At 45.0% G+C, this 22,518-nt stretch carries 16 protein-coding genes and 2 tRNA genes; 9 read left to right on the top strand and 9 right to left on the bottom strand.

Annotation, left to right across the window (positions count from 1 at the left end; genetic code table 11):
* Window positions 1-9 precede the first annotated feature (9 nt).
* Genes AC1DP6_RS30775 through AC1DP6_RS30755 form a run of 5 tightly spaced genes read left to right on the top strand, consistent with a single transcriptional unit; the run spans window position 10 to window position 5,734 of the window.
* A complete protein-coding gene (locus tag AC1DP6_RS30775) occupies window positions 10-1,251 on the top strand; it encodes a Pycsar system effector family protein (protein WP_477058309.1) in 1,242 nt (413 codons plus the stop codon).
* 6 nt (window positions 1,252-1,257) lie between these two features.
* Window positions 1,258-3,249: a polyphosphate kinase 1 gene (ppk1, locus tag AC1DP6_RS30770; protein ID WP_477058308.1), complete on the top strand. Its 1,992-nt coding sequence runs from the start codon at window positions 1,258-1,260 to the stop codon at window positions 3,247-3,249.
* A gap of 28 nt (window positions 3,250-3,277) precedes the next feature.
* A complete protein-coding gene (locus tag AC1DP6_RS30765) occupies window positions 3,278-3,781 on the top strand; it encodes a thioredoxin family protein (protein WP_477058307.1) in 504 nt (167 codons plus the stop codon).
* A gap of 7 nt (window positions 3,782-3,788) precedes the next feature.
* A complete protein-coding gene (locus tag AC1DP6_RS30760; RefSeq protein WP_477058306.1) occupies window positions 3,789-4,298 on the top strand; it encodes a DUF4442 domain-containing protein in 510 nt (169 codons plus the stop codon).
* A gap of 32 nt (window positions 4,299-4,330) precedes the next feature.
* Window positions 4,331-5,734: an MBL fold metallo-hydrolase RNA specificity domain-containing protein gene (locus tag AC1DP6_RS30755; protein ID WP_477058305.1), complete on the top strand. Its 1,404-nt coding sequence runs from the start codon at window positions 4,331-4,333 to the stop codon at window positions 5,732-5,734.
* Between the two features lie 37 nt (window positions 5,735-5,771).
* On the opposite strand, the gene AC1DP6_RS30750 is transcribed toward AC1DP6_RS30755, so the two are convergent.
* The 3 genes from AC1DP6_RS30750 to AC1DP6_RS30740 form a co-directional block, all read right to left on the bottom strand.
* Window positions 5,772-8,978 (bottom strand): two-component regulator propeller domain-containing protein, encoded by a 3,207-nt coding sequence (locus AC1DP6_RS30750; RefSeq protein WP_477058304.1) that lies wholly within the window; start codon window positions 8,976-8,978, stop codon window positions 5,772-5,774.
* A gap of 157 nt (window positions 8,979-9,135) precedes the next feature.
* Window positions 9,136-9,207: transfer RNA gene (locus tag AC1DP6_RS30745), tRNA-Glu, on the bottom strand.
* Window positions 9,208-9,463: 256 nt separating this feature from the next.
* Window positions 9,464-10,150 (bottom strand): DUF1345 domain-containing protein, encoded by a 687-nt coding sequence (locus AC1DP6_RS30740; RefSeq protein ID WP_477058303.1) that lies wholly within the window; start codon window positions 10,148-10,150, stop codon window positions 9,464-9,466.
* A gap of 299 nt (window positions 10,151-10,449) precedes the next feature.
* On the opposite strand from AC1DP6_RS30740, the gene AC1DP6_RS30735 reads away from it, so the two are divergent.
* Window positions 10,450-13,227: a TonB-dependent receptor gene (locus tag AC1DP6_RS30735; RefSeq protein ID WP_477058302.1), complete on the top strand. Its 2,778-nt coding sequence runs from the start codon at window positions 10,450-10,452 to the stop codon at window positions 13,225-13,227.
* A gap of 67 nt (window positions 13,228-13,294) precedes the next feature.
* Here AC1DP6_RS30735 and AC1DP6_RS30730 read toward each other — a convergent pair whose 3' ends face one another.
* Both AC1DP6_RS30730 and AC1DP6_RS30725 read right to left on the bottom strand, forming a co-directional pair.
* Window positions 13,295-13,948 (bottom strand): hypothetical protein, encoded by a 654-nt coding sequence (locus AC1DP6_RS30730; protein ID WP_477058301.1) that lies wholly within the window; start codon window positions 13,946-13,948, stop codon window positions 13,295-13,297.
* A gap of 596 nt (window positions 13,949-14,544) precedes the next feature.
* A tRNA-Glu gene (locus AC1DP6_RS30725) sits at window positions 14,545-14,616 on the bottom strand.
* A 141-nt stretch (window positions 14,617-14,757) separates the two neighbouring features.
* Here AC1DP6_RS30725 and gap point away from each other — a divergent pair.
* The 3 genes from gap (at window position 14,758) to AC1DP6_RS30710 (ending at window position 18,676) form a co-directional block, all read left to right on the top strand.
* Window positions 14,758-15,774, top strand: coding sequence for a type I glyceraldehyde-3-phosphate dehydrogenase (gene gap / locus AC1DP6_RS30720; protein WP_441576558.1), 1,017 nt, complete (start codon window positions 14,758-14,760; stop codon window positions 15,772-15,774).
* 161 nt (window positions 15,775-15,935) lie between these two features.
* The gene (locus AC1DP6_RS30715) at window positions 15,936-17,129 is read left to right on the top strand and encodes a phosphoglycerate kinase (RefSeq protein WP_477058300.1); all 1,194 of its coding nucleotides are present in this window, start codon (window positions 15,936-15,938) and stop codon (window positions 17,127-17,129) included.
* Window positions 17,130-17,263: 134 nt separating this feature from the next.
* Window positions 17,264-18,676 (top strand): cation:proton antiporter domain-containing protein, encoded by a 1,413-nt coding sequence (locus tag AC1DP6_RS30710; RefSeq protein WP_477058299.1) that lies wholly within the window; start codon window positions 17,264-17,266, stop codon window positions 18,674-18,676.
* 153 nt (window positions 18,677-18,829) lie between these two features.
* Here the strand turns inward: AC1DP6_RS30710 and AC1DP6_RS30705 are convergent, their stop codons facing one another.
* From AC1DP6_RS30705 to rplS, 4 genes are all read right to left on the bottom strand, one after another.
* Window positions 18,830-20,131, bottom strand: a complete 1,302-nt coding sequence (locus AC1DP6_RS30705; RefSeq protein ID WP_477058298.1) for a lytic transglycosylase domain-containing protein — start codon at window positions 20,129-20,131, stop codon at window positions 18,830-18,832.
* A gap of 10 nt (window positions 20,132-20,141) precedes the next feature.
* Window positions 20,142-21,587 carry an Asp-tRNA(Asn)/Glu-tRNA(Gln) amidotransferase subunit GatA gene (gene gatA, locus AC1DP6_RS30700; protein ID WP_477058297.1) on the bottom strand — a complete coding sequence of 482 codons (1,446 nt, stop codon included), beginning with the start codon at window positions 21,585-21,587 and terminating at the stop codon, window positions 20,142-20,144.
* A 62-nt stretch (window positions 21,588-21,649) separates the two neighbouring features.
* Complete coding sequence (locus AC1DP6_RS30695; RefSeq protein ID WP_441576553.1) at window positions 21,650-21,949, bottom strand: Sec-independent protein translocase subunit TatA/TatB; 300 nt, start codon at window positions 21,947-21,949, stop codon at window positions 21,650-21,652.
* Between the two features lie 161 nt (window positions 21,950-22,110).
* Window positions 22,111-22,458, bottom strand: coding sequence for a 50S ribosomal protein L19 (gene rplS / locus AC1DP6_RS30690; protein ID WP_133807268.1), 348 nt, complete (start codon window positions 22,456-22,458; stop codon window positions 22,111-22,113).
* Window positions 22,459-22,518: the final 60 nt, after the last annotated feature.

Below are 22,518 nucleotides of genomic sequence, written 5' to 3'. Positions count from 1 at the left end.
GTCTTCCTTATGCAAAACAATGTTATTATAGATGCAGCCCGGGATTATGTACTAGCCCAGTATGAACAACACCCGCACCCTAACCTGGTGTATCACAATCTTGTTCACACACAACAGGTAGTACAGGCTGCTGCACAGATTGCCGCCCACTACCGTTTACAGGATGACGAATTACTGGCAGTATATGTGGCTGCCTGGTTTCATGACGCCGGTTATTTATTGGGAGAAGGAAAGCTGCACGAAGAAAATGGCGCCAAAGAAGCCCTGCAGTTTTTACAACAACAACAGGTCCCTGAAAATGTTCAGGCCATGGTGCAGGGAGCTATTCTGGCTACCAAAATGCCCCAGTCACCGCATACCCTGGTAGAACAAATTGTATGTGATGCGGATCTTTCCCACCTGGGATCCAAAGAATTTTCAGACCGCAACAAATTATTGAGGCAGGAATTACAGCTTACTTATGAGCAGGAAATACCCGCCGTTAAATGGCTCACCAACAATATCGCTTTTTTAACAGCACATCACTATTGGACAGATTACGCCCAAACGCTGTTCAAGCAACAAAAAGAAGAGAACCTGGCTAAGCTGCAAAAGAAGCTGGAGAAAAAATCAGCTGAAGCGGCCGATGAAGCCAGCGTTATTCCGGGTAGCCCTGAAGCTCCCAAAACTGCTACCGAAAAGGTGAAGAAAGATAAAGACAAGGATAAGCTGAAGAAGCCGGATCGGGGTGTGGAAACCATGTTCAGAACCACTTCTACCAATCATATCCGGCTTAGCTCCATGGCCGACAGTAAAGCCCATATCATGATTTCGGTGAACTCTATTATCATTTCCGTGATATTGAGTGTGCTGGTAAGAAGACTGGAGGACTATCCTAATATGGTGATTCCTTCTATCATATTCCTGACCACCGCCGTACTGACCGTTATATTCTCCGTGTTGGCCACCCGACCCAATGTAACCAGTGGCGTATTTACCAAAGTAGATATTGAGAAGAAAGATGCCAACCTGCTGTTCTTTGGTAACTTTTATAAGATGCAACTGGAAGAATATCAGTGGGGCATGAAACAGATGATGAATGATTCTGACTTCCTGTATAGCAGCATGACAAGGGATATCTATTTCCTCGGCGTAGTACTGGGACATAAATATAAGCTGCTGCGTATTTCTTATAATATTTTCATGTTTGGTCTTATTATTTCTGTGCTCGCATTTTTGATTGCAGCAATTTTCTTCCCGGTAAAAGCATAATGATTCATGGGTGTTCCTTTATATAACCGCGATCTCAGTTGGTTATCGTTTAATTACCGGGTATTACTAATGGCGGCAGACCAACAGGTACCACTATACGAACGAATTAAGTTTCTGTCTATTTTCTCCTCTAACCTGGATGAGTTTTTTCGCGTGAGAATGCCGGCGGTATTAGCCATCAACAAAGTACTGGAGAATGATCCGGCAGCAGGCGAAAATGAATCTATCAGCAGCGATACCCTCACCGAAGTGTTGCAGGAAATCAACCGGCAACAACAGGAATATGGACAAATATTTACCGGCAGTGTGCTGCCGGCATTATTATCTCAGGGTATACAACTGTACTATAATCAGCCATTGCTGGAAGCACATCATGCGTTTACCAAAAACTATTTCCTGACTACTATACTGGCTTATTTACAGCCGGTATGGCTCGTGGGTAAACAAAAGAACCTGTTCCTCGAAAACAATGCGCTTTACCTGGCAGTTACACTGGTACCTAAAAACAATGATACCATACAGGAATATGTCATTGTAAATATACCGGCATCCCTGCCCCGTTTTCTGCAGCTACCTTCACTGGAAGGCATTCACTATATCGCTTTCCTGGATGATATTATCCGTACACATCTGGGCTATCTCTTCCCTGACTATATTATTGCCGGCTGCCATAGCGTGAAACTCACGCGCAACGCGGATATGGATATGGATGAGATAAAAGGGGATATACTGGAAGAAGTAGAAACGTTGATCCGTAAACGTGAGTTAGGCGTACCTACCCGTTTCCTGTATGATGCCTCCATCCCACTGCCCCTGCTGCATTTCCTGGCGCAACAGTTTGATGTACGGGAAGATGAAATGGTGATGGGCGGACGTTATCATAACCTGAAAGACCTGGCCAATCTGCCGGAGCCTCCGGGTTTGGTACATGCAGATTATCCCAAAGTAATTCCTGCGGAAAATAAAACGATAGCTGCTACCGATCGCTTACTGGACCTGGTATTACAGCAGGACCTGCTGATTCACCTTCCTTATCAGCGCTATGATTATATATTGCGCTTTTTCAGCGAAGCCGCCACTGATCCGGATGTAGCAGAAATCTACGTCACACTTTACCGCATCGCTTCCGGTTCTCAGATAGCACAGGCATTGATCAGTGCCGCCAGGAACGGTAAAAAAGTTACCGTGTTCGTGGAGCTGAAAGCCCGTTTCGATGAAGCCAATAATATACGCTGGGCAAAGAAAATGAAAGATGCCGGTGTAAAACTGATCTATAGCATTCCGGGCATGAAAGTACATGCCAAAACCGCGCTGGTAAAACGCAATCGTGGCTATCAGTGGGATTACTGCGGATTAATTGCTACCGGTAACTTTAACGAAAGCACCGCCCGTTTCTATACTGATCATGTGTTGTTTACCGCCCACACAGGTATTACCAGGGAGATGGAATTGCTGTTCCTCTACCTGCAAAGCAGGGAACAACCGGTGGCCTATAATTTTTTGCAGTTCGAACATTTGCTGGTAGCACAGTTCAATATGACAACTCGATTTGCCGGCCTGATAGACCGGGAAATCAAACACGCAAAAGAAGGCAAGCCTGCCCGCATCATCATCAAAATAAATAACCTGCAGGAAAGAGGCATGATAGGCAAACTGTACGAAGCCAGCGAAGCTGGTGTACAGGTAGACCTGATTGTGCGCAGCATCAACTGCCTGGTACCGGACATTCCGGAAAGTAAGCATATCCGCATCATCAGGATTGTAGACCGCTACCTCGAACATGCCCGCGTATTCATCTTCCATAATAATAACCAGGAAGAAGTGTATATGGGCTCCGCAGACTGGATGAACCGAAACCTCCACCGCCGCATAGAAGTATGTGTGCCGGTGTATGTGCCGGCCCTGCAACAACAACTGAAAGACATTGTAAACCTGCAATTGCAGGACCCCAACAATGCCCAGCAGGCCATTCAGTCGTATGTGCAAAATATAGTGTAAATTAGATATCCTGATTTAATCGATTCTTATGAAGAAGTACGTTTGGACATTGTTACTCAGTATTGCCTTTGCGATTCCTGCCACCCAGGCGCAAACCCATGACCTGGAACACATTTATAATCCTGCCGCCGATGCAAAAGCCGACATCGCCGCCGCCGAAAAACAAGCCGCTAAAGAAAACAAGCATGTGCTGCTGCAAATCGGTGGTAACTGGTGCATCTGGTGTAAAAGATTCTATAAATTTATCGAGGATGATGCCGAGCTAAAAGCGGATTTGAACAACAACTATGTAGTGTATCATCTTAACTACAGTAAAGAAAATAAGAATCTGCCTATACTGAAAGAGCTGGGATTTCCACAGCGCTTCGGTTTTCCGGTAATGGTAATACTGGATGCAAAAGGCAACCGCTTACATACACAGAATTCCGGGTTACTGGAATCTGCAGATTCCTATGATAAGAAAAAAGTGCAGGAGTTCCTGAAACAATGGTCACCAGCAGCTTTGCTGCCTTCCCATTACATCAACGAATAACATTGTCATGGATAACGGCATTACCACTTTTAATACGGATGCTGTGCAATCTTTTCAAAAGTTTGCACAGCATCCGTTTAAATTTTCAGCCTATTTGTTCTGGAAACTTCCGGCAGCATGGCTTTCCGGCGTTCGACTACAATCACTCGAAGCAGATACCTGTGTTACCTCCGTACCTTTTCGCTGGTTATCACAGAACCCTTTTAAATCTACTTACTTTGCCTGCCTGGCCATGGCCGCAGAGCTAAGCACCGGGCTACCCGCGATGATGTATGTGCGCAGCGCTCCACGGCGTGTATCCATGCTCGTTACCGGCATGGAAGCTACGTTTGTTAAAAAGGCCACCGGCCTCACGTTATTTACCTGTTCGGAATTGCCTCTGCTGAGAGCTGCTATCGAGAGAGCGCTCAACAATAATTCAGCGGAAACCATTACCCTCCATAGTGAAGGCAGAGATAAAGACGGCATATTAATTGCCTCCTTCGCGATCACCTGGTCGTTTAAAAGTAAATCGTAAATGGTGAACCCGGTTCACCCAAAAACACAGATATGAAGATTGCATTTCATGGCGCCGCGCGCACCGTTACCGGATCAAAACACCTGATCACACTCAAGAATGGTAAAAAGGTTTTATTGGATTGCGGCATGTTCCAGGGTATGGGACATGAAACTGATTCCCTGAACAGGGACTTCGGATTTGATCCGCAGGAGGTGACCTACATGGTATTATCGCATGCACATATCGATCACTCCGGGCTGATTCCCCGCTTAGTGAAAATGGGCTACGGTGGCCATATTTTCTGTACACCGGCTACCCGCGATATGACAGAAATCCTGTTGATGGATTCTGCCGAAATACAACAATCAGATGCAAAATTCACTAATAAAAAAATGGCCCAGGAAGGTCTCCCCTACATACAACCACTGTACAGTGTGGAGGATGCCAAAATCGCCATCGGCTCCTTAAAGCCGATGGGCTATAACACCTGGACCCATATAGATCCGGATATTCAGCTTATGTTTACTGATGCAGGCCACATTGTAGGCGCCGCATCTGTGCATCTGCGGATTACGGAAAACGGTAAAACAGAACAAATCTCTTTCAGCGGTGATATAGGCCGTTATAACGACGCTATCCTGAAATCACCGGCTACCTTCCCGCAGGCAGATTATATCCTGATAGAATCTACCTACGGCAGCACCCTGCACGCCGATGCCGCACCTGCCGATGATGAACTGCTCCGCTACATCCGCGAAACCTGCGTAGAAAAAAGAGGTAAGCTCATTATTCCTGCTTTCAGCGTAGGCCGCACACAGGAATTGCTGTATGCCCTCAACAATGCACAGCTGAAAGGCACCCTGCCTAAGGTGGATATTTTTGTAGACAGCCCGCTCTCTACGGAAGCCACCGCCGTTACCAAAGCACACCCGGAAGTATTCAATAAGGAAGTATCCAATCTCCTGAGAAGAGATGATGATCCATTCGACTTCCCGGGCCTGCGTTACATCAAGTCTGTAGATGAATCCAAAGCACTTAACTTCCGCAAGGAACCCTGCGTGATCATCTCTGCATCAGGCATGGCCGAAGCAGGACGCGTAAAACATCACATCGCCAATAACATCGATGAACCACAGAATACCATTCTCATTGTAGGTTACTGTGAACCTCAATCGCTGGGTGGTCGCCTGATGCGCGGCGCCAAAGAAGTATCTATTTATGGTACCCGTTTCCAGGTAAATGCAGAAGTAGGCGTTATCCGCTCTATGAGTGCACATGGCGACTATGAAGACTTAAGTCAGTGGCTCGCCTGTCAGGATCCGAAAGCAGTGAAGAAATTATTCCTGGTACATGGAGAATACGAAGTACAACAGATTTTCAGAAACTGGTTGCTGAAAAAAGGCTTCCAGGATATTGAAATTCCTGAGCGGCATTTTGAGCTGGGGCTCAGCTAAATAACAGGGCACTGTGATGAGCAGCTCATCACAGTGCTTACTCTTCTACGAATGGAAACCACAAATTAACCCTGGTCCCTGTTGCCTTTCCTTCTTCATCGGTAAGATCTTCAATATCAAAGCTGGCATCTACATTAAAACGGCTGTTATACAGTGATAGCCGGTCTCTGGTAATTTGTAGTCCACGGGACTGATGCCGGGGTTTATTCAATCGCTTCATGGCGGCAGACCTTTCTCTGCCAATACCGTTATCTTCTATTGTACAACGTATACGATCATCTACTTTTTTGAAGATGATGGTCAGTTTACCTTTGTTTTTTTCATGCAGTAATCCGTGCCAGATAGCATTTTCCACAAAAGGCTGGATGATCATGGTAGGAACTTCTACCATATGGGCATCCAGTGACGGATCTACAATAATTTCGTATTCAAATTCATCTGTAAAGCGCAGCTTTTCCAGTTCCATGTAGTTTTCCAATACACTTACTTCCTGCGCAACTGTGATGTTATTGAGTTGTGAGTTGTCCAGTACATTACGGATTAATTTCGCAAAGCGGCTCAGGTAAGACAATGCCTGTTCTGTTTCGCTTTTCATCATAAATGTCTGGATGGAATTCAGTGCATTAAAAATGAAGTGTGGATTCATTTGTGCCCGCAGGGCTTTCATTTCCAGTTGGGCTATTTGTTGTTGTATGGCCTCCCGTTGTTTTGCTTCTTTTTTGATACCGTGAATACGCAATCTGAAATAAAGATATACCAGCGATACCGCCAGCAGAAAACATAACAGCTTAAACCAACCGGTTTGCCAGAAAGCAGGTTTAATAAATAACAACAACGTGGTGATATGATCTGAAAACGTGCCGGCCGTATTCACCGCACGCACCTTGAAAACATAATTGCCTGGTGGCAGGTTGGTATATTTAGCAACCAGGATGTTATCTGTCAGTACCCAGTTTTCGTCTACCCCTTCCAACTGATAGTAGTAACGGATCCTTTCCTGGTGGTATTGCAGACTCTTAAATTCGATGCCAATGAAGTTCTGCTTATGGGTCAGGTTCACCGGTACGCTATCCCTAAGGGCCGCCTGAATAAGCACTACGCTGTCCGGTACCCTCAGGTTTACGATGGTTACATCGGGTGGGTGGGGCGCCACGCGCAAACTTTGCGGATCGAAAGAAACAAAGTGGTCGGATGCACCTACCAGCAGACTGCCGTTTTTTAGTTTAACAATTCGCCGGCGTACTTTGCGGGCGTTGTCAATAATATCATCTCCCTGGATAAATGTTTCCAGCTTGTCGTCCAACGGGGAATACCGATAGAAGCCATATTGTGTAGTAAACCAGATTTCACCGGCCCCGCCTTCTTCCATACTCAGTACCCACTGATCAAACAATTTGTTGTTCGTTAGCAATGGTTTATAAGTATGTTTCAGGGGATTATAGATCCACAGGCCGTGGTCTGTTCCGGCCAGCAGCGTGCTGTCGTTATAAGGCAGCAAACAGGTTATATTGTTGTACATACGCGCATTCCAGGTAAACGATTCCCTGATGGCAATCTTACGCGTACGGGTGTTGAATAACATAAGTCCCGCGCTACTGGTCCCCAGCCACAGAGAGGTATCGCCTTGTGGCACAATATCCATTACAGATACCGGTCGTTTCAGTGAGTCGGTTATCTGATTGAAAGCCTGGAAAGTGTTTCGCACCGGGTTCCAGCTGGCCAGCCCTCTTTTGTATAAGCCAATCCAAACGGTGGTATCGTTTTGTACCTGTAGATGCAGCAGCGTTTGTTCATAGAAAGTAGGCGATGACAGGTGTTTGATGAACTTACCGGTAGTGGGATTGAAAAGGGAAAGATTCCCGTTTTCCTGTCCCACGAGGATGGTGCCATCTTTTAATTCAGCGAAACTCCACACCAGCCCGCGTTCTTCCGGGATTGTTATACCTGGATCGCCATCATCGTGTACATAATTTTGTATCAGATTCAGGTCTGCTGTTAAGCGGCTGAACCCTTTCCCCCAGTAGCCTACATATACATTGCCATTGGTGGCCTGGTAAATGCCGGTGACTTCCGTTGCCGGGAGATGTTCTTTGGTATTGGGAAATCTGGTGCGGTCATCCAGTAAACGGAAGGTTTTATTATGCAGACTAAGAATATTTATGCCGCGATCTGTACCAATCCAGAGATGACCTTCCCGGTCAGTTAAAAAGCAGTTGGCTTCATAGGTATAATGAAATCCTTTTTCATCTGCATTGTCGGCAATGATTTTCAGATCAAAAGTCTTCAGAGCGCCATTATACCGGAAAACGCCCCCCTTTTCGGTAGCCATCCAGGTATTTTTTTCCTTGTCGGAGATGATATCGAAGATGGCATCGCCATAAACGGGCTTTTGCCAGTTTGGTTTACCGGTTGGCTTGTCGAAAATATAGTTGTTTACTTTATGAGTAACAGGGTCATAGTAGTACAGTTGTGCACTTCTGCCTGCCAGCCATATCTGGTGGTAGGCATCCGTATATATTTTCTTAAAGGTATTATCGATATCCAATACGGACAGGTGTTCGGGGTTGTTAGCCCTGCTGTACAAATGTTTGCGCTGGCGATCCAGTATATAAACCCCTTTTTTTCCGCTGATCCAGAGATTACCTGATTCATCTTCCATGATAGCGTCCATCATTTGGATCCTATCGCCTTCGGGGATAATGGCCGCTTTTTGGAAATTAAATGCTTTTTCGTTGAAGCGGAGCAGCCCATCATGGGTGGTAGCCCATATGATACCGTCATGATCCTGCACAATCTGGCTGCATTGCAGCCCTTCCGGCCGGATATCCCTGTCGGATATCTTCAATGCCCTTACCTGGTCTGTAACAGGGTCGTATACACGAATATTATCGGGAGTACCCATCCAGATACGACCTTTCTTGTCTTCACACAGGCAGATGTCATCATAATAGATGGAGCCGGGCACACGGTCAAAGCTGGCGACGGTCACCAGGTTGGTACCGTCATATCGCTGCAGAGCGGTGCTGGCAATCCATATAAACCCTTTCCTGTCCTGCATAATGGCGGAAACGTGGTTGCTGGCCAGTCCGTTGCCGATATCCAGGTGGGAAAAGTTATAGGATACATTCCCAGGCTGCTGGGCAAAGGAAGCAGGGGGGTATGCAAGTATCCACAGCAGGTAAATGATATACCTGACTGCATTTTGCCATCGTTGGGCTTTAGCCTTGATATGCCTTAGAATCATTGCAATTTCCGGGAAAGAAGCAGTGTAGGAATAAAAGTACTAAATGTTGTTGTGAATATGCAGCATGTCAGACGATTGCTGGCAAACTAAAATTCAGGTGCGGGAATAAATCGGCGAAATAAAAAAAGGACTTCTTTGCAGAAGTCCTTTTTTCTTGTACCACGTACGGGAATCGAACCCGTGACTCCTCCGTGAAAGGGAGGCGTCTTAACCCCTTGACCAACGCGGCATTTTTCGTTTGGGATTGCAAAGATAGGAAAATGTTTTACAATCCAAAATTTTTTTTCGATTCTTTTATAAAGGTAAGAATTTCCGTGCTTTTCAGCAGCATTTTTTTCGGTTTTATGCCGCAAGCTGCCCCATCCTTTCCCGCTACCAACGGGCATTTAGGCACTAATTTTGCATTTTATTTCCACCATCAATCCTCTTCCATCATTTTTTTTGGGGAGATGGGTACCTGGGCCTAACCCTCAAGGCTATACGACCTATTGTTTTAGTCCGGCAATCAGGTTAATGGTTAATGCCACTACGAATGTATTCAATGCAAAAGAAAGTAATCCATGGGCCAGTGCTGTACGCCGTATCACCCGCGCACTGATTTCCACATCCGATACCTGGAACGTCATCCCTATCACAAAGGAGAAATAAGCAAAATCTATATAATCCGGGCATTTTTCCTTCGGAAAATCCAGTCCCCCGGCATGTTTGGTAACATCATTCTCATCGTCATCATAATACAGGTTGGCATAGTGAAACGTTAAGGTAGTATGCACCATGGTCCAGGAAGCCAGCATACCGGTAATCGCCACCGGCAGATAGATCAGTTTTGATCCGCCGGAAATCTCCTTCGATAACATCAGCAATAAAACAATCACCAGGCTGGCAACAGATGCTACCAACACGATGAAAGAAACAAAGAGACGGCTGCCATCATCCACTCTCGCCCACTTTCGTATTTCGTCTATCGTACGGTTATAAAAAACAACCCAGCCAGTAGTAATGTAGGAAAGCGCAAATACATCCCATAATATCCCATATATGATCAACGGGTGCAGGGCTACCCTGGTAAAAAATAAGATTACAAAAACCAATGCGGCTAAGCCCAGGCTCACCAAAATCCGCTGCATGGGATGCATAGCTACCAACAACTTAACGGCTTTCTTATGTTTCATAACAGATCGCTTATTGTTTAAAGATAACCCTGTTTTTCAAAGCATACGTATCATGCYCATAAATTATTATCCTATAAATTTAGTAGACTATTGTTTGGGTCATTCAATTTAGCTACTTTAGCGTAACATTAATCAAAGTCTATGACTGCAGACAAACAACCAGTCGCCCGCAAACAAACGGGATGCTGTCCGCCACCGCCACCCTGCCTTCGGGCCATCAATAAATAATAATCCTTGTTCCCTATTTCCTAAAGAAAGCAAACTCCTTTAGCGATCATCTCAGTAATAAAAAAAATTGTATGAAACCAAAATTGTACGCCCTTGTATGGCTTTTCCTATTGTCTTATACTGCTTATGGACAAACAATTGAAGGAATTGTTGCCGATAAAAAGCAACCATTGGTAGGCGCTTCTGTAAAAATAGTGGGGCATAATACCGGCGCCGCTACCGACCTTGGCGGACACTATAAAATAGCTATTCAACCCGGCACCTATAAAGTGAGTGTCAGCTACATCGGCTACCAAACGGCAACAAAAGATGTTACTATCACCACCGGTCAAAACGCATCGCTGGACTTTATCCTTAACTCCACCGATGACCTGAATGAAGTAGTGGTACTGGGTTCCAGGAGTGCTCCCCGCAGCCAGCTCACCACTGTGGTGCCGGTAGATGTAGTGGATGTAAAACAAATAGCACAATACTCCCCACAGGTAAGCATTAACCAGATACTCAATTATGTGGCACCGTCCTTTACCTCCAATACCCAGGCCCTGTCTGATGGAACAGATCATATAGATCCCGCTTCCCTGCGCGGTCTTGGCCCAGACCAGGTATTAGTACTGATCAATGGCAAAAGAAGACATACCACTTCCCTGGTTAATATAAACGGCAGCTTTGGTAAAGGATCTGTAGGTACAGACCTGAACGCCATTCCCACTGCCGCCATCAAAAGAATTGAAATACTGCGTGATGGCGCGGCCGCACAATACGGTTCAGATGCGATTGCAGGTGTGATCAATATCATTCTGAATGATGAAGTGAATAAGGTAAATGTGAATGTATCTACCGGCGGATACGTATCAAAGCATTCAGAAAACAACCTCGATGGACAAAATGTACAAGCCAATATCAACTATGGTCTCCCACTGGGTGACAAAGGCGGTTTCATTAACCTGGCTGGTTCTTACGACTACCGCAATTATACCAATCGCACCGGCACTTTCACCGGCACCATCTTCAATGACTATAACGATCCGGCCCTGGCCACTGTACCAGGTACACCTACCGGAAAAGATATCACCGACCAGGAACTCGCTAAAAGAGGATTGGCCCGCAATGACTTTAATTCAAGAATCGGGCAGTCGGCCAACCGCGGTGGCAGCCTGTTTTTCAATGCTTCACTCCCCGTTAGCGATAAAGCAGAAGTATATGCATTTGGTGGTTTAAATTATCGTCATGCTGAAGCCGCTGCTTTTTTCAGAACACCTTCGCAGCTTACACAAAACAACGATACGATCTATCCCAACGGCTTTCTGCCGCTGATTGTTACCGACAACCGCGACAAGTCACTGGCAGCAGGTATCAGGGGCTCTCTGCATGAATGGAAAGTAGACTTCAGCAATACTTTCGGCGAAAACGGTGTTGACTTCACCGTAGATAATACCCTCAACGCCTCTATGCTGAAAGCCTCTCCTACTTCTTTTGAAGCAGGTGGCTACCGCTTTCAGCAAAACACTACCAACCTCGATTTCAGCCGGTTTTTTAGTGATCCGTTAAGTGGCATCAACGTTGCCTTTGGCGCAGAACATCGCTATGAAAATTATCGCATACTGCCTGGTGAAACATCTTCCTATATCAACTACGGCAATGCGCTCAAAATTGGTACGGATGCTACCGGAAAACCTATATTAATTCCGGATCCTAAAGGAAATATCTCCACCCGTTTTGCGGCCAACGGTAACGCCTTTGCCGGCGGTTCACAAAGCTTTCCGGGTTTCAGCCCGGATAATGCCACCAACGCCTCCCGTACGGCCATTGCCGGTTATGGAGATGTGGAAGTAAACTTTACAGAAAAGCTACTGGTAGATGGTGCGCTCCGCTTTGAAAACTACTCCGATTTTGGTTCTACGCTTAACTGGAAACTGGCAGGCCGTTACCTGTTTAGCCCTAAACTCCTGATAAGAGCTGCTGCCAGCACTGGCTTCAGAGCACCATCCCTGCATCAGCGATACTTCAATGCTACCTCCAGTATCTTCACAGATGGTGCATTCGTGGAATCAGGTACTTTCACCAACGATAGCCGTGTAGCTGCTTTACTGGGAATACCTAAATTAAAACAGGAAACTTCCCAGAGCTACAGCGCCGGCCTGACCAGCAATCTCGGTCCCCTGAAGTTAACAGTAGATGGTTATTACATCCGTATTGATGACCGCATTGTGTATACCGGTCAATTCTCCGGTAAACAAAACGGTACACCGAAAGAACAGGAAATTTATAATATTCTCCGCTCTGCCAACGCACAAACAGCGCGGTTCTTCGCCAATGCTATCAACACAGAAACAAAAGGCGTGGACGTAGTGATCACTTACACTGCACATCCGGGTAAAGGTAATTTTAAGGCAGATCTCTCCGGTACATTTACGAAAACCTCCCTGGTAGGTCCTATCCATTCTTCCTCTCAGTTGGCCGGTCTGGAAAGTACTTATTTTGATGAGGCCAGCCGCATCTACCTGGAGGCTGCCGTACCACAAACAAAAGCGAATCTGTCACTGAATTATTCTATTCAGAAATGGGGTTTCTTCCTGCGTAATGTATACTTCGGAAAAGTAACGGAAGCCACTAATATCGTAGCTAACCAGGATGTATATAGTGGTAAAGTAGTCACCGATCTGAGTGCGAGCTATCGCTTCATTCCCGGTTTACAGCTTACTATTGGCGCCAATAACCTGTTGGATGTATATCCTGATGAGTTATCTCTGGCTAACCAGAGTTCCGGCCGGTTCCTTTACTCCCGCGCATCAYAGCAATTTGGCTTTAATGGCCGGTTCCTGTTTGCGAGATTGAGCCTGAGTTTCTAAGGTCACCTTTTAGCATAGAAAAAGGGGCTGTCTCTGTGAGATAGCCCCTTTTCTTTTATCACTAATTTTACTTTTCTGCTTCCAGCTGTTGAATGATAGATTTATAATTGTTGATCACATCCGGATCTGATGCATTATCAGTATCTGCTACATATGTTTTTAACTCCCGCAGATACTCTTCTTTAAAGGATTTGTTCTGCGGACTCGCCTTATACTGTATCCACGCTTTCTGCACCTCCTGCTGATTCTCTGCCATTTTTCTCAGGATACCATAGTTGGATTCATCACTTAAGATCACAATGTTTTTTTCATAACCCGGAATATATTTCACCAGGAAAGTTTCATTCACATTTGGAATAAGGATGCCGTTCCTGATCGGATAAATGGCAGCAGACATCGTAGAAAAACCGGTCAGCACATCTTGTCCATCTGCTGTCTTCACCAACACATCATAGTCATAAATATACTGGTCGTTGAGCGTGGAATTCGTTTGTTCTTCCTTTGTGATAATAGCAGCACCTTTAACGCCATATGCATTTAAAAACCAGGCATTCAGCATATGCGCCAGAAAGATGTTGGCCATAGGCATCAGGAGAGCAAGTATCCCATACACGGCCTTCTTTCTCCAGGCAAATAATAATAGAAAAAATAGCAGAATAATCGGGAATGACCATCCCGGATGATGGCTAAGAAAATAAAGAATGGCAGATATAATTTTCATGGGCTACAACTTTTAAACAATAGGTTCTTCTTTCTAATCAAGACAAACCTACTACTAAAAAATCGTATATGGAAACAGTATTATTGCCCTATCAGAAGTACGAACAACGGACTTGTTTCAGTGAAGTTCGCCTGGCATTATCCATTCTCTTAAAGTAGTTTCCAACAGAAATTTCATGGGTGCCGTTGTTATAGAAACGATACTTATTCAACGCATAATTGATGATTTAAAATTCTGTTCAAAATTGAAGGTTCAGCAGCAGTGCGTGAAGGAGAAGGTGCCCGAAGCGGACAAAATACCACGGGAAGGGGAAACAGGAGAATTAAGTGAAAAGAGGGATTTCCGGAGCGGTAGTATGATAGTAAATGAAAGCGTCCTTGACTTATAAAAAGCCTGCAATTGGATTCCCCTGCTAAATGCTCTATTGAAAAAAGCAATCATACCCAATAAAAAGTCTTATTTATTAATGAATTGGCTGTACTATCTGGGGTACAACTTCTGGTATGAATTTTTGGAGGGCTCCCGGTGGAGAGTGAGGAAATCCCAAATAAAAAAATGGAACAATACATTTAACTGTAATGTTCCATTTTCTCTTGTACCACGTACGGGAATCGAACCCGTGACTCCTCCGTGAAAGGGAGGCGTCTTAACCCCTTGACCAACGCGGCGCATCATTTTCGGATTGCAAATGTAGGATGTTATTTTATATTTCCAAAAAAATATTTTCATAACCTAAATTTATATTGATTAATAAGGGTATTGGTTGTAAATTCGCTCTCGATTTTTTCATACTCAAATCACGATGTAAAATGGGAACTACTCTCAAAATTGGTATTAATGGTTTCGGTCGCATTGGCCGCTTGGTATACCGCCAGATTTACAAAATGCCCGGCATTGATGTGGTAGCTATCAATGACCTCACCAGCCCTAACGTGCTGGCGCATTTGCTGAAATACGATTCRGCACAGGGTAGATTCGATGCAGACGTTAAGCATTCTGAAAACGCAATCAATGTGAACGGTGAAGATGTGAAAATATATGCACAGAGAGATCCGTCTCAAATTCCATGGAAAGAGCATGACATCGATGTAGTAATCGAATGTACCGGTTTCTTTGCTGACAGGGATAAAGCTGCTGCTCACATTACTGCCGGTGCTAAACGTGTTGTTATCTCCGCTCCCGCTACAGGTGATCTGAAAACGATCGTTTTCAACGTTAACCACGCAATCCTGGATGGCAGCGAAACTGTTATCTCCTGCGCTTCCTGCACCACGAACTGCCTGGCTCCAATGGCTAAAGTGCTGCAAGACAGCTACGGTATTGCTACTGGTTTAATGACCACTGTACACGCTTACACTAACGACCAGAACACCCTGGATGCTCCACATCCAAAAGGTGACCTGCGCCGTGCACGTGCTGCTGCTGCTAACATCGTACCTAACAGTACCGGTGCTGCAAAAGCAATCGGACTGGTATTGCCTGAACTGAAAGGTAAACTGGACGGTAGCGCACAACGTGTTCCTACTATCACCGGTTCTTTAACTGAGCTGACTACCATCCTCAACAAAAAAGTAACTGTTGAAGAAGTAAACGCTGCCATGAAAGCTGCTTCCAACGAGTCTTTCGGTTATACTGAAGATGAAATTGTAAGCTCTGATGTCATCGGTATTCACTTCGGTTCTTTGTTTGATGCTACTCAAACCAGAGTACTCACAGTTGGTGAGCATCAGATGGTTAAAACCGTATCCTGGTACGATAACGAAATGAGCTATGTATCACAACTGGTGCGTACTGTGAAGTACTTTGCCGGTCTGATCAGCAAATAATTATACGAAGTACTCCCGGCGCAAACCGGGAGTCTTTAAATTTCCGCGGGACTACACCATAGCAGCAATTGGCCAGAAATTTTTGGTTGTATACTCGCTTTGCGCTGTTGGTACCGCGGTTTTTTAATGATACCCTTTCTCGTTATCTTAAATTGATACATATGAGCAAATTCTCTGACTATAATTTCAATGGCCGCAAAGCCTTGATTCGTGTGGATTTCAACGTTCCCCTGAATGATAAATTTGAAATCACCGATGATACCCGCATGCGTGCAGCTGTACCTACTATCCAGAAAATTCTGAAAGATGGTGGTGCTGTTATCCTGATGTCTCACCTGGGTCGTCCGAAAGATGGTCCTACCGATAAATATTCTTTAAAACACCTGGTATACCACCTCGTTTCTTTATTAAGTGGTGTTACTGTAAAGTTTGCAGAAGACTGCGTAGGTCCGGTTGCTGAAAAAGCGGCTGCTGACCTGCAGATGGGCGAAGTGCTGTTACTGGAAAACCTGCGTTTCCACAAAGCAGAAGAAAAAGGTGACGCATCTTTTGCAGAACAACTGTCTAAACTGGGCAATGTATATGTAAATGATGCCTTCGGTACTGCACACCGTGCACACGCCTCTACCGCCGTTATTGCACAATTCTATGCACCTGAAAACCGCATGTTTGGTTTGCTGATGGAAGCAGAAGTAAACAGCGCCCAGAAAGTACTCAATGATGCCGCTTCTCCTTTCACCGCTATTCTCGGTGGCGCCAAGGTGAGTGATAAAATACTGATCATTGAAACCCTGATGGATCGCGCCAACAACCTCATTATTGGTGGCGGTATGGCTTATACTTTCCTGAAAGCACAAGGCAAAGAAATAGGTAGCTCCCTTTGCGAAAATGACAAGCTGGATCTGGCAAATGAACTGGTAACAAAAGCAAAAGAAAAAGGTGTGCAGCTGATACTGCCAGTGGATTCCATTGCTGCCGATAAGTTTGCTGCTGATGCCAATACCCAGGAAGTTTCCAATGATAACATCCCTGCAGGATGGATGGGCCTTGACATAGGACCTAAGTCTATTGCACTGTTTGCAGAAACCATTGCTGCCTCCAACACTATTTTATGGAATGGCCCTATGGGTGTATTTGAAATGGCTGCATTCCAGGCTGGGACCAAAGGTGTAGCAGACGCTATTGTTACTGCCACTGCAAAAGGAGCTTTCTCCCTCGTAGGTGGTGGTGATTCCGTAGCAGCTGTAAACCAGTTCGGTATTGCAGACAAAGTAAGTTATGTATCTACCGGTGGTGGCGCATTGCTGGAATTCTTTGAAGGAAAAGAATTGCCAGGAATTGCTGCTATCAGCTAACCTGTAGTAAAATATAAGGCGAAAAGCTATTTCAGCGATAAAGGGTTTGCGAAAAATTAATATGCGCAACACTTCGTCGCTGAAATAGCTTTTCGCTTTTTTATATCTTGCAGACAATCATTAACACTTTTGTCATGAACAAACGCTTTCTATGGTACCCCGCCATCATCGGTGTTTTCGCAGCGCTGATCTGGGTGATCCTTCAGAAGGGACAATCTCTCCCCGTTAACCCGCACGCCATCGCTCCTGCAGCGCCGGTATCGGCTGCTGTAGATACACATAGCTGGTGGCGCTACCTCGACAATCTGAAACACCCGCTGGGACTGCTGTTACTGCAAATCATTGCGATTATGCTCACCGCCCGGTTGTTTGGTATTATCGCCAATAAATTAAAGCAACCTGCAGTAGTAGGCGAAATCATCGCCGGTGTATTGCTGGGGCCTTCCCTGTTAGGTTGGGCCATGCCAGCCTTTTCTACCTTCCTGTTCCCTGTAGAATCCCTTAAAAACTTACAGTTCCTCAGCCAGATAGGGCTGGCCTTCTTCATGTTTATTGTGGGCATGGAACTGGATCTCAGTAAAATCAGGAATAAAGCCCATGATGCAGTCATGATCAGTCATGCCAGTATTATAGTCCCCTTTTTCCTGGGCGTTTGGCTGGCTTATTTCCTCTTTACCCGCTTTGCCCCTGCTAATGTTAGCTTTTTATCTTTTGCCTTGTTTATGGGCATCGCGATGAGTATTACTGCATTTCCGGTGTTGGCCCGTATTGTTCAGGAAAGAAAGCTAACCCATACTCCGCTGGGCATTATGGCTATTACCTGCGCCGCTGCCGATGATATTACCGCCTGGTGTATTCTGGCAGTAGTAGTAGCTATCGTAAATGCTGGTGGCGTATTAAGTGCGGTAGTCACCATTTTGCTGGCATTAGTATTTGTGATCGTGATGCTGCTCCTGGTACGCCCCTGGCTCGCCAGAATTACCGCAGCACAAATGGCAAAAGGAAGAGAGAAAGCATCGGTATCCCTGGTGTTTTTTGTACTCCTGATATCTGCCTGGCTGGCGGAAGTAATAGGTATACACGCTTTATTTGGCGCTTTCCTGGCTGGTGTGATCATGCCTGCCAACACCAATATCAAAACACTGCTGACCGATAAACTGGAAGATGTAAGCGTCATGTTGCTGCTGCCTATTTTCTTTGTTTATACTGGTTTAAGAACCCATATCGGTTTATTGAACCACGGAGATCTTTGGATCGTATGCGGCATGATTATGCTGGTAGCGGTGGCAGGTAAATTCGGTGGCAGTACTTTTACTGCAAAACTTATGGGTCAAACCTGGCGGCAGTCGGTATCTATTGGTGCCCTGATGAATACCCGCGGGTTAATGGAGCTGGTAGTACTCAACATTGGTTTTGATCTTGGCATTCTATCTCCCGAAATATTTGCAATGATGGTGTTGATGGCACTGGCTACCACCTTTATGACGGGGCCATTGCTGGACCTGGTGGCCTTCAGTGAAAAGCGCAAAGGCTTAATGACAGTGTAGCTGATGCGATATGGTGATGTTGCAATACATGTTTATAACCTTAGGAACAACTATAACAAACAGCCAACTTCCACTGGTGTAACGACATAAAAAAAGAGCGTGTATCCTATTGATACACGCTCTTTTTTTATGTCATTACACCAATGATGGTGATTATTTCTTTTTAGTAGTATGCTTCTTTTTAGCCGCAGTATGCTTTTTAGCGCTGTGGTGTTTTTTAGCGCTGTGGTGTTTTTTAGCAGTATAATGTTTTCTGGAAGTAGTCGTTGTTTTCTTTGCTACTGTGGTGCTCTTGTCTGCCATTCTCACTGGTGGTGGGAATTTGGATTTATCTACACCTACTGCTTTATCATCCAGTGTGAGCTGAACGGATTCTTTCAACATTTCATCTTTTTCGGCCATGAACAGCTTCATCTTTTCTTTCGGGATGCGCAGGTCATAGTTATTTTCAGCGCTGCTCATTGCTTTTGTAAAGCCAGGATTGAAGCGGTCTAATTCTGCCACCTGCATATCCAGTTTCTTTGCAATAGCTTCCAGGCGGTATTTGCCGGTTACGTTGATTTCAACAGTATTGAATATTTCGTCTTCTGTTAACGGACCACGTGCGATAGGCGCAGATACGTTATCAGCAGCCGGCATATTTACCGTAATAGTTGGATTTACATCATCGCTTACACCGAAGAAGTTATTGAACCTGTCGAGTATATAACCGGTAGCGATGAATTTGTATACATGGTTACGTGATTCTGCAGGCAGGAAATATTGCATACCCCAGAAGTCTTTACGTCCGCTGGCATTGATAGCGCGTTGTACGCCACCTGCACCGCAGTTGTAAGCGGCTACTACCAGCAACCAGTCATCAAACTGTGCATACAGTTGATTCAGGAACTGAGCGGCAGCCAGGGTAGATTTGTAGAAATCTTTTCTTTCGTCTACTTTTTTACCTACGCTTAAACCAAAAATGCGGGCAGTACCAGCCATAAATTGCCAGGCGCCTACAGCACCCACTCTGGAGCGGGCATTGGTGTTAAAGCTGGATTCAATTACCGCGAGGTATTTCATTTCCTCAGGGATACCATTATCACGGAACACTTTTTCAATCATGTTAAAATAAGGTTGGCCCTTATCAATCATGATTTGTAAATGCTGACTATACCGGGTAGCATAGTTACTTACGTAACCGGCAACCAGGTTATTATTGATCTGTTCATATACTTTCGCGCTGCGAATAGTATTAGGCAGACTTTGTGCTGCTTTTTTCACGGCCACGGAGGTCGGTGACGCCTGTACAGTTGTATCCTTCGGTAAACGTACCTTGTGATTCAATTTCAGTACAGAAGTATCAGGCGCTCCAATTGGATACACCGTCTCTTTAGGATTGCTATTGCCCCCCATCGCACTCACACTCACTAAACTTGTTGCTGGCAACAGCAGTAGTAAAAAGATTTTTCTCATACAATTTATTTTAAACAACAGTAACCTGCTCCTTAGCCATCACCTGATGAGCTATATGTAACAAGTTTGCTTCGCTAAACTTCTTTGTGATGATCTGTACACCGTATGGCATCCCGTTTGAATGCCGGTACAAAGGAACGGATATAGCCGGAACCCCTGCCAGATTTGCCAGTACCGTATAAATATCTGCAAGGTACATAGCTATAGGGTCATCTGTTTTTTCCCCTAATTTAAATGCTGTGGATGGCACAGTTGGCATTAAAATGGCGTCRTATTCTTCTAATATATCGTTGAGTTTGTCTGTTACAAGACGCCTAACCTGTTGTGCCTTAGTATAGTATGCGTCATAATAGCCCGCGCTCAGCACAAAAGTCCCCAGTAATATACGACGTTTTACCTCTTTTCCAAATCCTTCTGATCTACTTTTTTTGTAAAATTCGGTGAGATCCAGGTTTTTCTCGGGTGTTCGGTGCCCATATTTCACCCCGTCAAAGCGGGACAAATTGGAGGATGCTTCTGCTGTAGTGAGCACATAATAGGCTGGAACTACATGGTCAAGGTACTCAAAACTCTTTCCTGATACCGTATGACCCAGTGACTGCAAACTTTCAAAGAAATCAATATAGCCATCTTTCATCTCTGCGTCCAGACCATCGTGGTACTGGGCATCTCTTAAATACGCAAATTTGAACGTTTTATTGTTCTCCAGGTTTTCCTTATAATCAGGCACTTCTTTTTGAGAAGCAGTACTATCGAACTCATCTGGTCCTGCGATCACCTGTAGAACAGACGCCACATCGGCAATATCCTTGCCAAAAATACCGATCTGATCAAATGAAGAGGCATAAGCAATGAGCCCGTAGCGCGAAATACGGCCATAGGTGGGCTTTAGTCCAACTATGCCACAAAAGTCAGCCGGTTGGCGGACAGAGCCGCCAGTATCGCTACCAAGACTCACCTGACATAAATCAGCCTGTACGGCTACCGCAGAACCGCCGGAGGAGCCACCCGGTACACGGGTATTATCCAGGGCATTCAGGGTAGGTCCAAAAGCAGAATTTTCATTGGTAGAACCCATTGCGAATTCATCGCAGTTAAGATTCCCAATAATAATAGCATCTGCTGCCAGCAATCTTTCAACTGCGGTAGCAGAAAACAGGGAAGTGAACCCTTCCAGTATATGGGAAGCGGCACTTACATTATGGCCTTTATAGCAGATTACATCTTTAATACCAACCACCACACCTGCAAGTGCACCCAGCTTTTCCCCGTTTTTAATGCGGGTATCAAGCTCACGTGCCTTTTCCAGGGCCTCCTCCTCATACACTTCCAGGAAGGCATTCAAATGTTTTAGCTGGGCTATACGGTCAAGGTAATAACGTACCCTCTCCGTACAGCTTGTGCTGCCGGCGTATAATGCTTTATGGAAAGTAATTATACTGCTGAATTCAGACAAGACTAAACCAGTTAAAAATTAAACTAAATCAGGAATATACTCTCTACAGGGAGCCGGACTGATTACTGCCCGTTATGCTGTTGTGTAGCATCCGAAATTACAGTGCTAGTGGTATGCGGTGCATCAGTGGTTGCCGGTGCAGAAGGTTGAACAGGCTTTTCTTTCATACCCTCTTCTATTTCCTGGCGCACATTGTTCTTGGCGTCATTGAATTCACGGATACCTTTACCCAGGCCACGCATTAATTCAGGGATTTTCTTGCCTCCAAAAAGCAGCAATACTACCACAGCAATTAAAAGCAGCTCGGACATTCCTATATCCTGAAGAATCAAAAATGATGATTTAACAAAAACAGCAGTCATCTTCTCAAATGTTTATATTGTTCAGGCGACAAAGATAGAGCATATAATCGGCTTTTTCACCCCTTTGCGTTATCCGGCCTGAGTTTTAATACCATTTTAAGCACACGAAAAAAGCGGCACCCGGTAAGGTCCCGCTTTTAACAAATTTCCCTGTATTTATACTAAACCCTTTTTTCTTTGATACGGGCTTTCTTACCAGCACGTTCGCGCAGGTAGTAAAGCTTAGCTCTTCTTACCTTACCCACCTTGTTCAACACGATACCATCGATATGAGGAGAGTAGAGCGGAAACAGTCTTTCCACACCAATGCCATCAGAAATTTTTCTAACAGTGAAAGACGTTGTGGATCCTGTACCCTGGATTTTCAACACATCACCTTTAAAGGACTGAATCCTTTCTTTATTACCTTCCACGATTTTATAGTTGACAGTGACGTTGTCGCCTGCTTTAAACTTCGGGTACTGTTTGTTAGCTGTCAGTTGTTCGTGAACAAACGAAATTGCGTTCATCTTTCAAATATTTATGGGAGTGCAAAAGTAAGTCAAGAAATAGCATTTACCAAATTAAAA

The sequence above is a fragment of the Chitinophaga sp. 01L420 genome, from assembly GCF_056399985.1.
The sequence above is the reverse complement of the archived record's forward strand: the minus strand, read 5'-3'. Positions and strand labels throughout refer to the sequence as shown.

Excerpts from the sequence above, each read along its gene's own strand:
- AC1DP6_RS30705 (WP_477058298.1), bottom strand. The coding sequence starts at position 20,131 with ATGAGAAAAATCTTTTTACTACTGCTGTTGCCAGCAACAAGTTTAGTG.
- AC1DP6_RS30765 (WP_477058307.1), top strand. The coding sequence starts at position 3,278 with ATGAAGAAGTACGTTTGGACATTGTTACTCAGTATTGCCTTTGCGATT.
- AC1DP6_RS30775 (WP_477058309.1), top strand. The coding sequence starts at position 10 with ATGCAAAACAATGTTATTATAGATGCAGCCCGGGATTATGTACTAGCC.
- AC1DP6_RS30695 (WP_441576553.1), bottom strand. The coding sequence starts at position 21,949 with ATGACTGCTGTTTTTGTTAAATCATCATTTTTGATTCTTCAGGATATA.
- ppk1 (WP_477058308.1), top strand. The coding sequence starts at position 1,258 with ATGGGTGTTCCTTTATATAACCGCGATCTCAGTTGGTTATCGTTTAAT.
- AC1DP6_RS30715 (WP_477058300.1), top strand. The coding sequence starts at position 15,936 with ATGAGCAAATTCTCTGACTATAATTTCAATGGCCGCAAAGCCTTGATT.
- AC1DP6_RS30730 (WP_477058301.1), bottom strand. The coding sequence starts at position 13,948 with ATGAAAATTATATCTGCCATTCTTTATTTTCTTAGCCATCATCCGGGA.
- AC1DP6_RS30740 (WP_477058303.1), bottom strand. The coding sequence starts at position 10,150 with ATGAAACATAAGAAAGCCGTTAAGTTGTTGGTAGCTATGCATCCCATG.
- rplS (WP_133807268.1), bottom strand. The coding sequence starts at position 22,458 with ATGAACGCAATTTCGTTTGTTCACGAACAACTGACAGCTAACAAACAG.
- AC1DP6_RS30710 (WP_477058299.1), top strand. The coding sequence starts at position 17,264 with ATGAACAAACGCTTTCTATGGTACCCCGCCATCATCGGTGTTTTCGCA.
- AC1DP6_RS30755 (WP_477058305.1), top strand. The coding sequence starts at position 4,331 with ATGAAGATTGCATTTCATGGCGCCGCGCGCACCGTTACCGGATCAAAA.
- AC1DP6_RS30750 (WP_477058304.1), bottom strand. The coding sequence starts at position 8,978 with ATGATTCTAAGGCATATCAAGGCTAAAGCCCAACGATGGCAAAATGCA.
- AC1DP6_RS30760 (WP_477058306.1), top strand. The coding sequence starts at position 3,789 with ATGGATAACGGCATTACCACTTTTAATACGGATGCTGTGCAATCTTTT.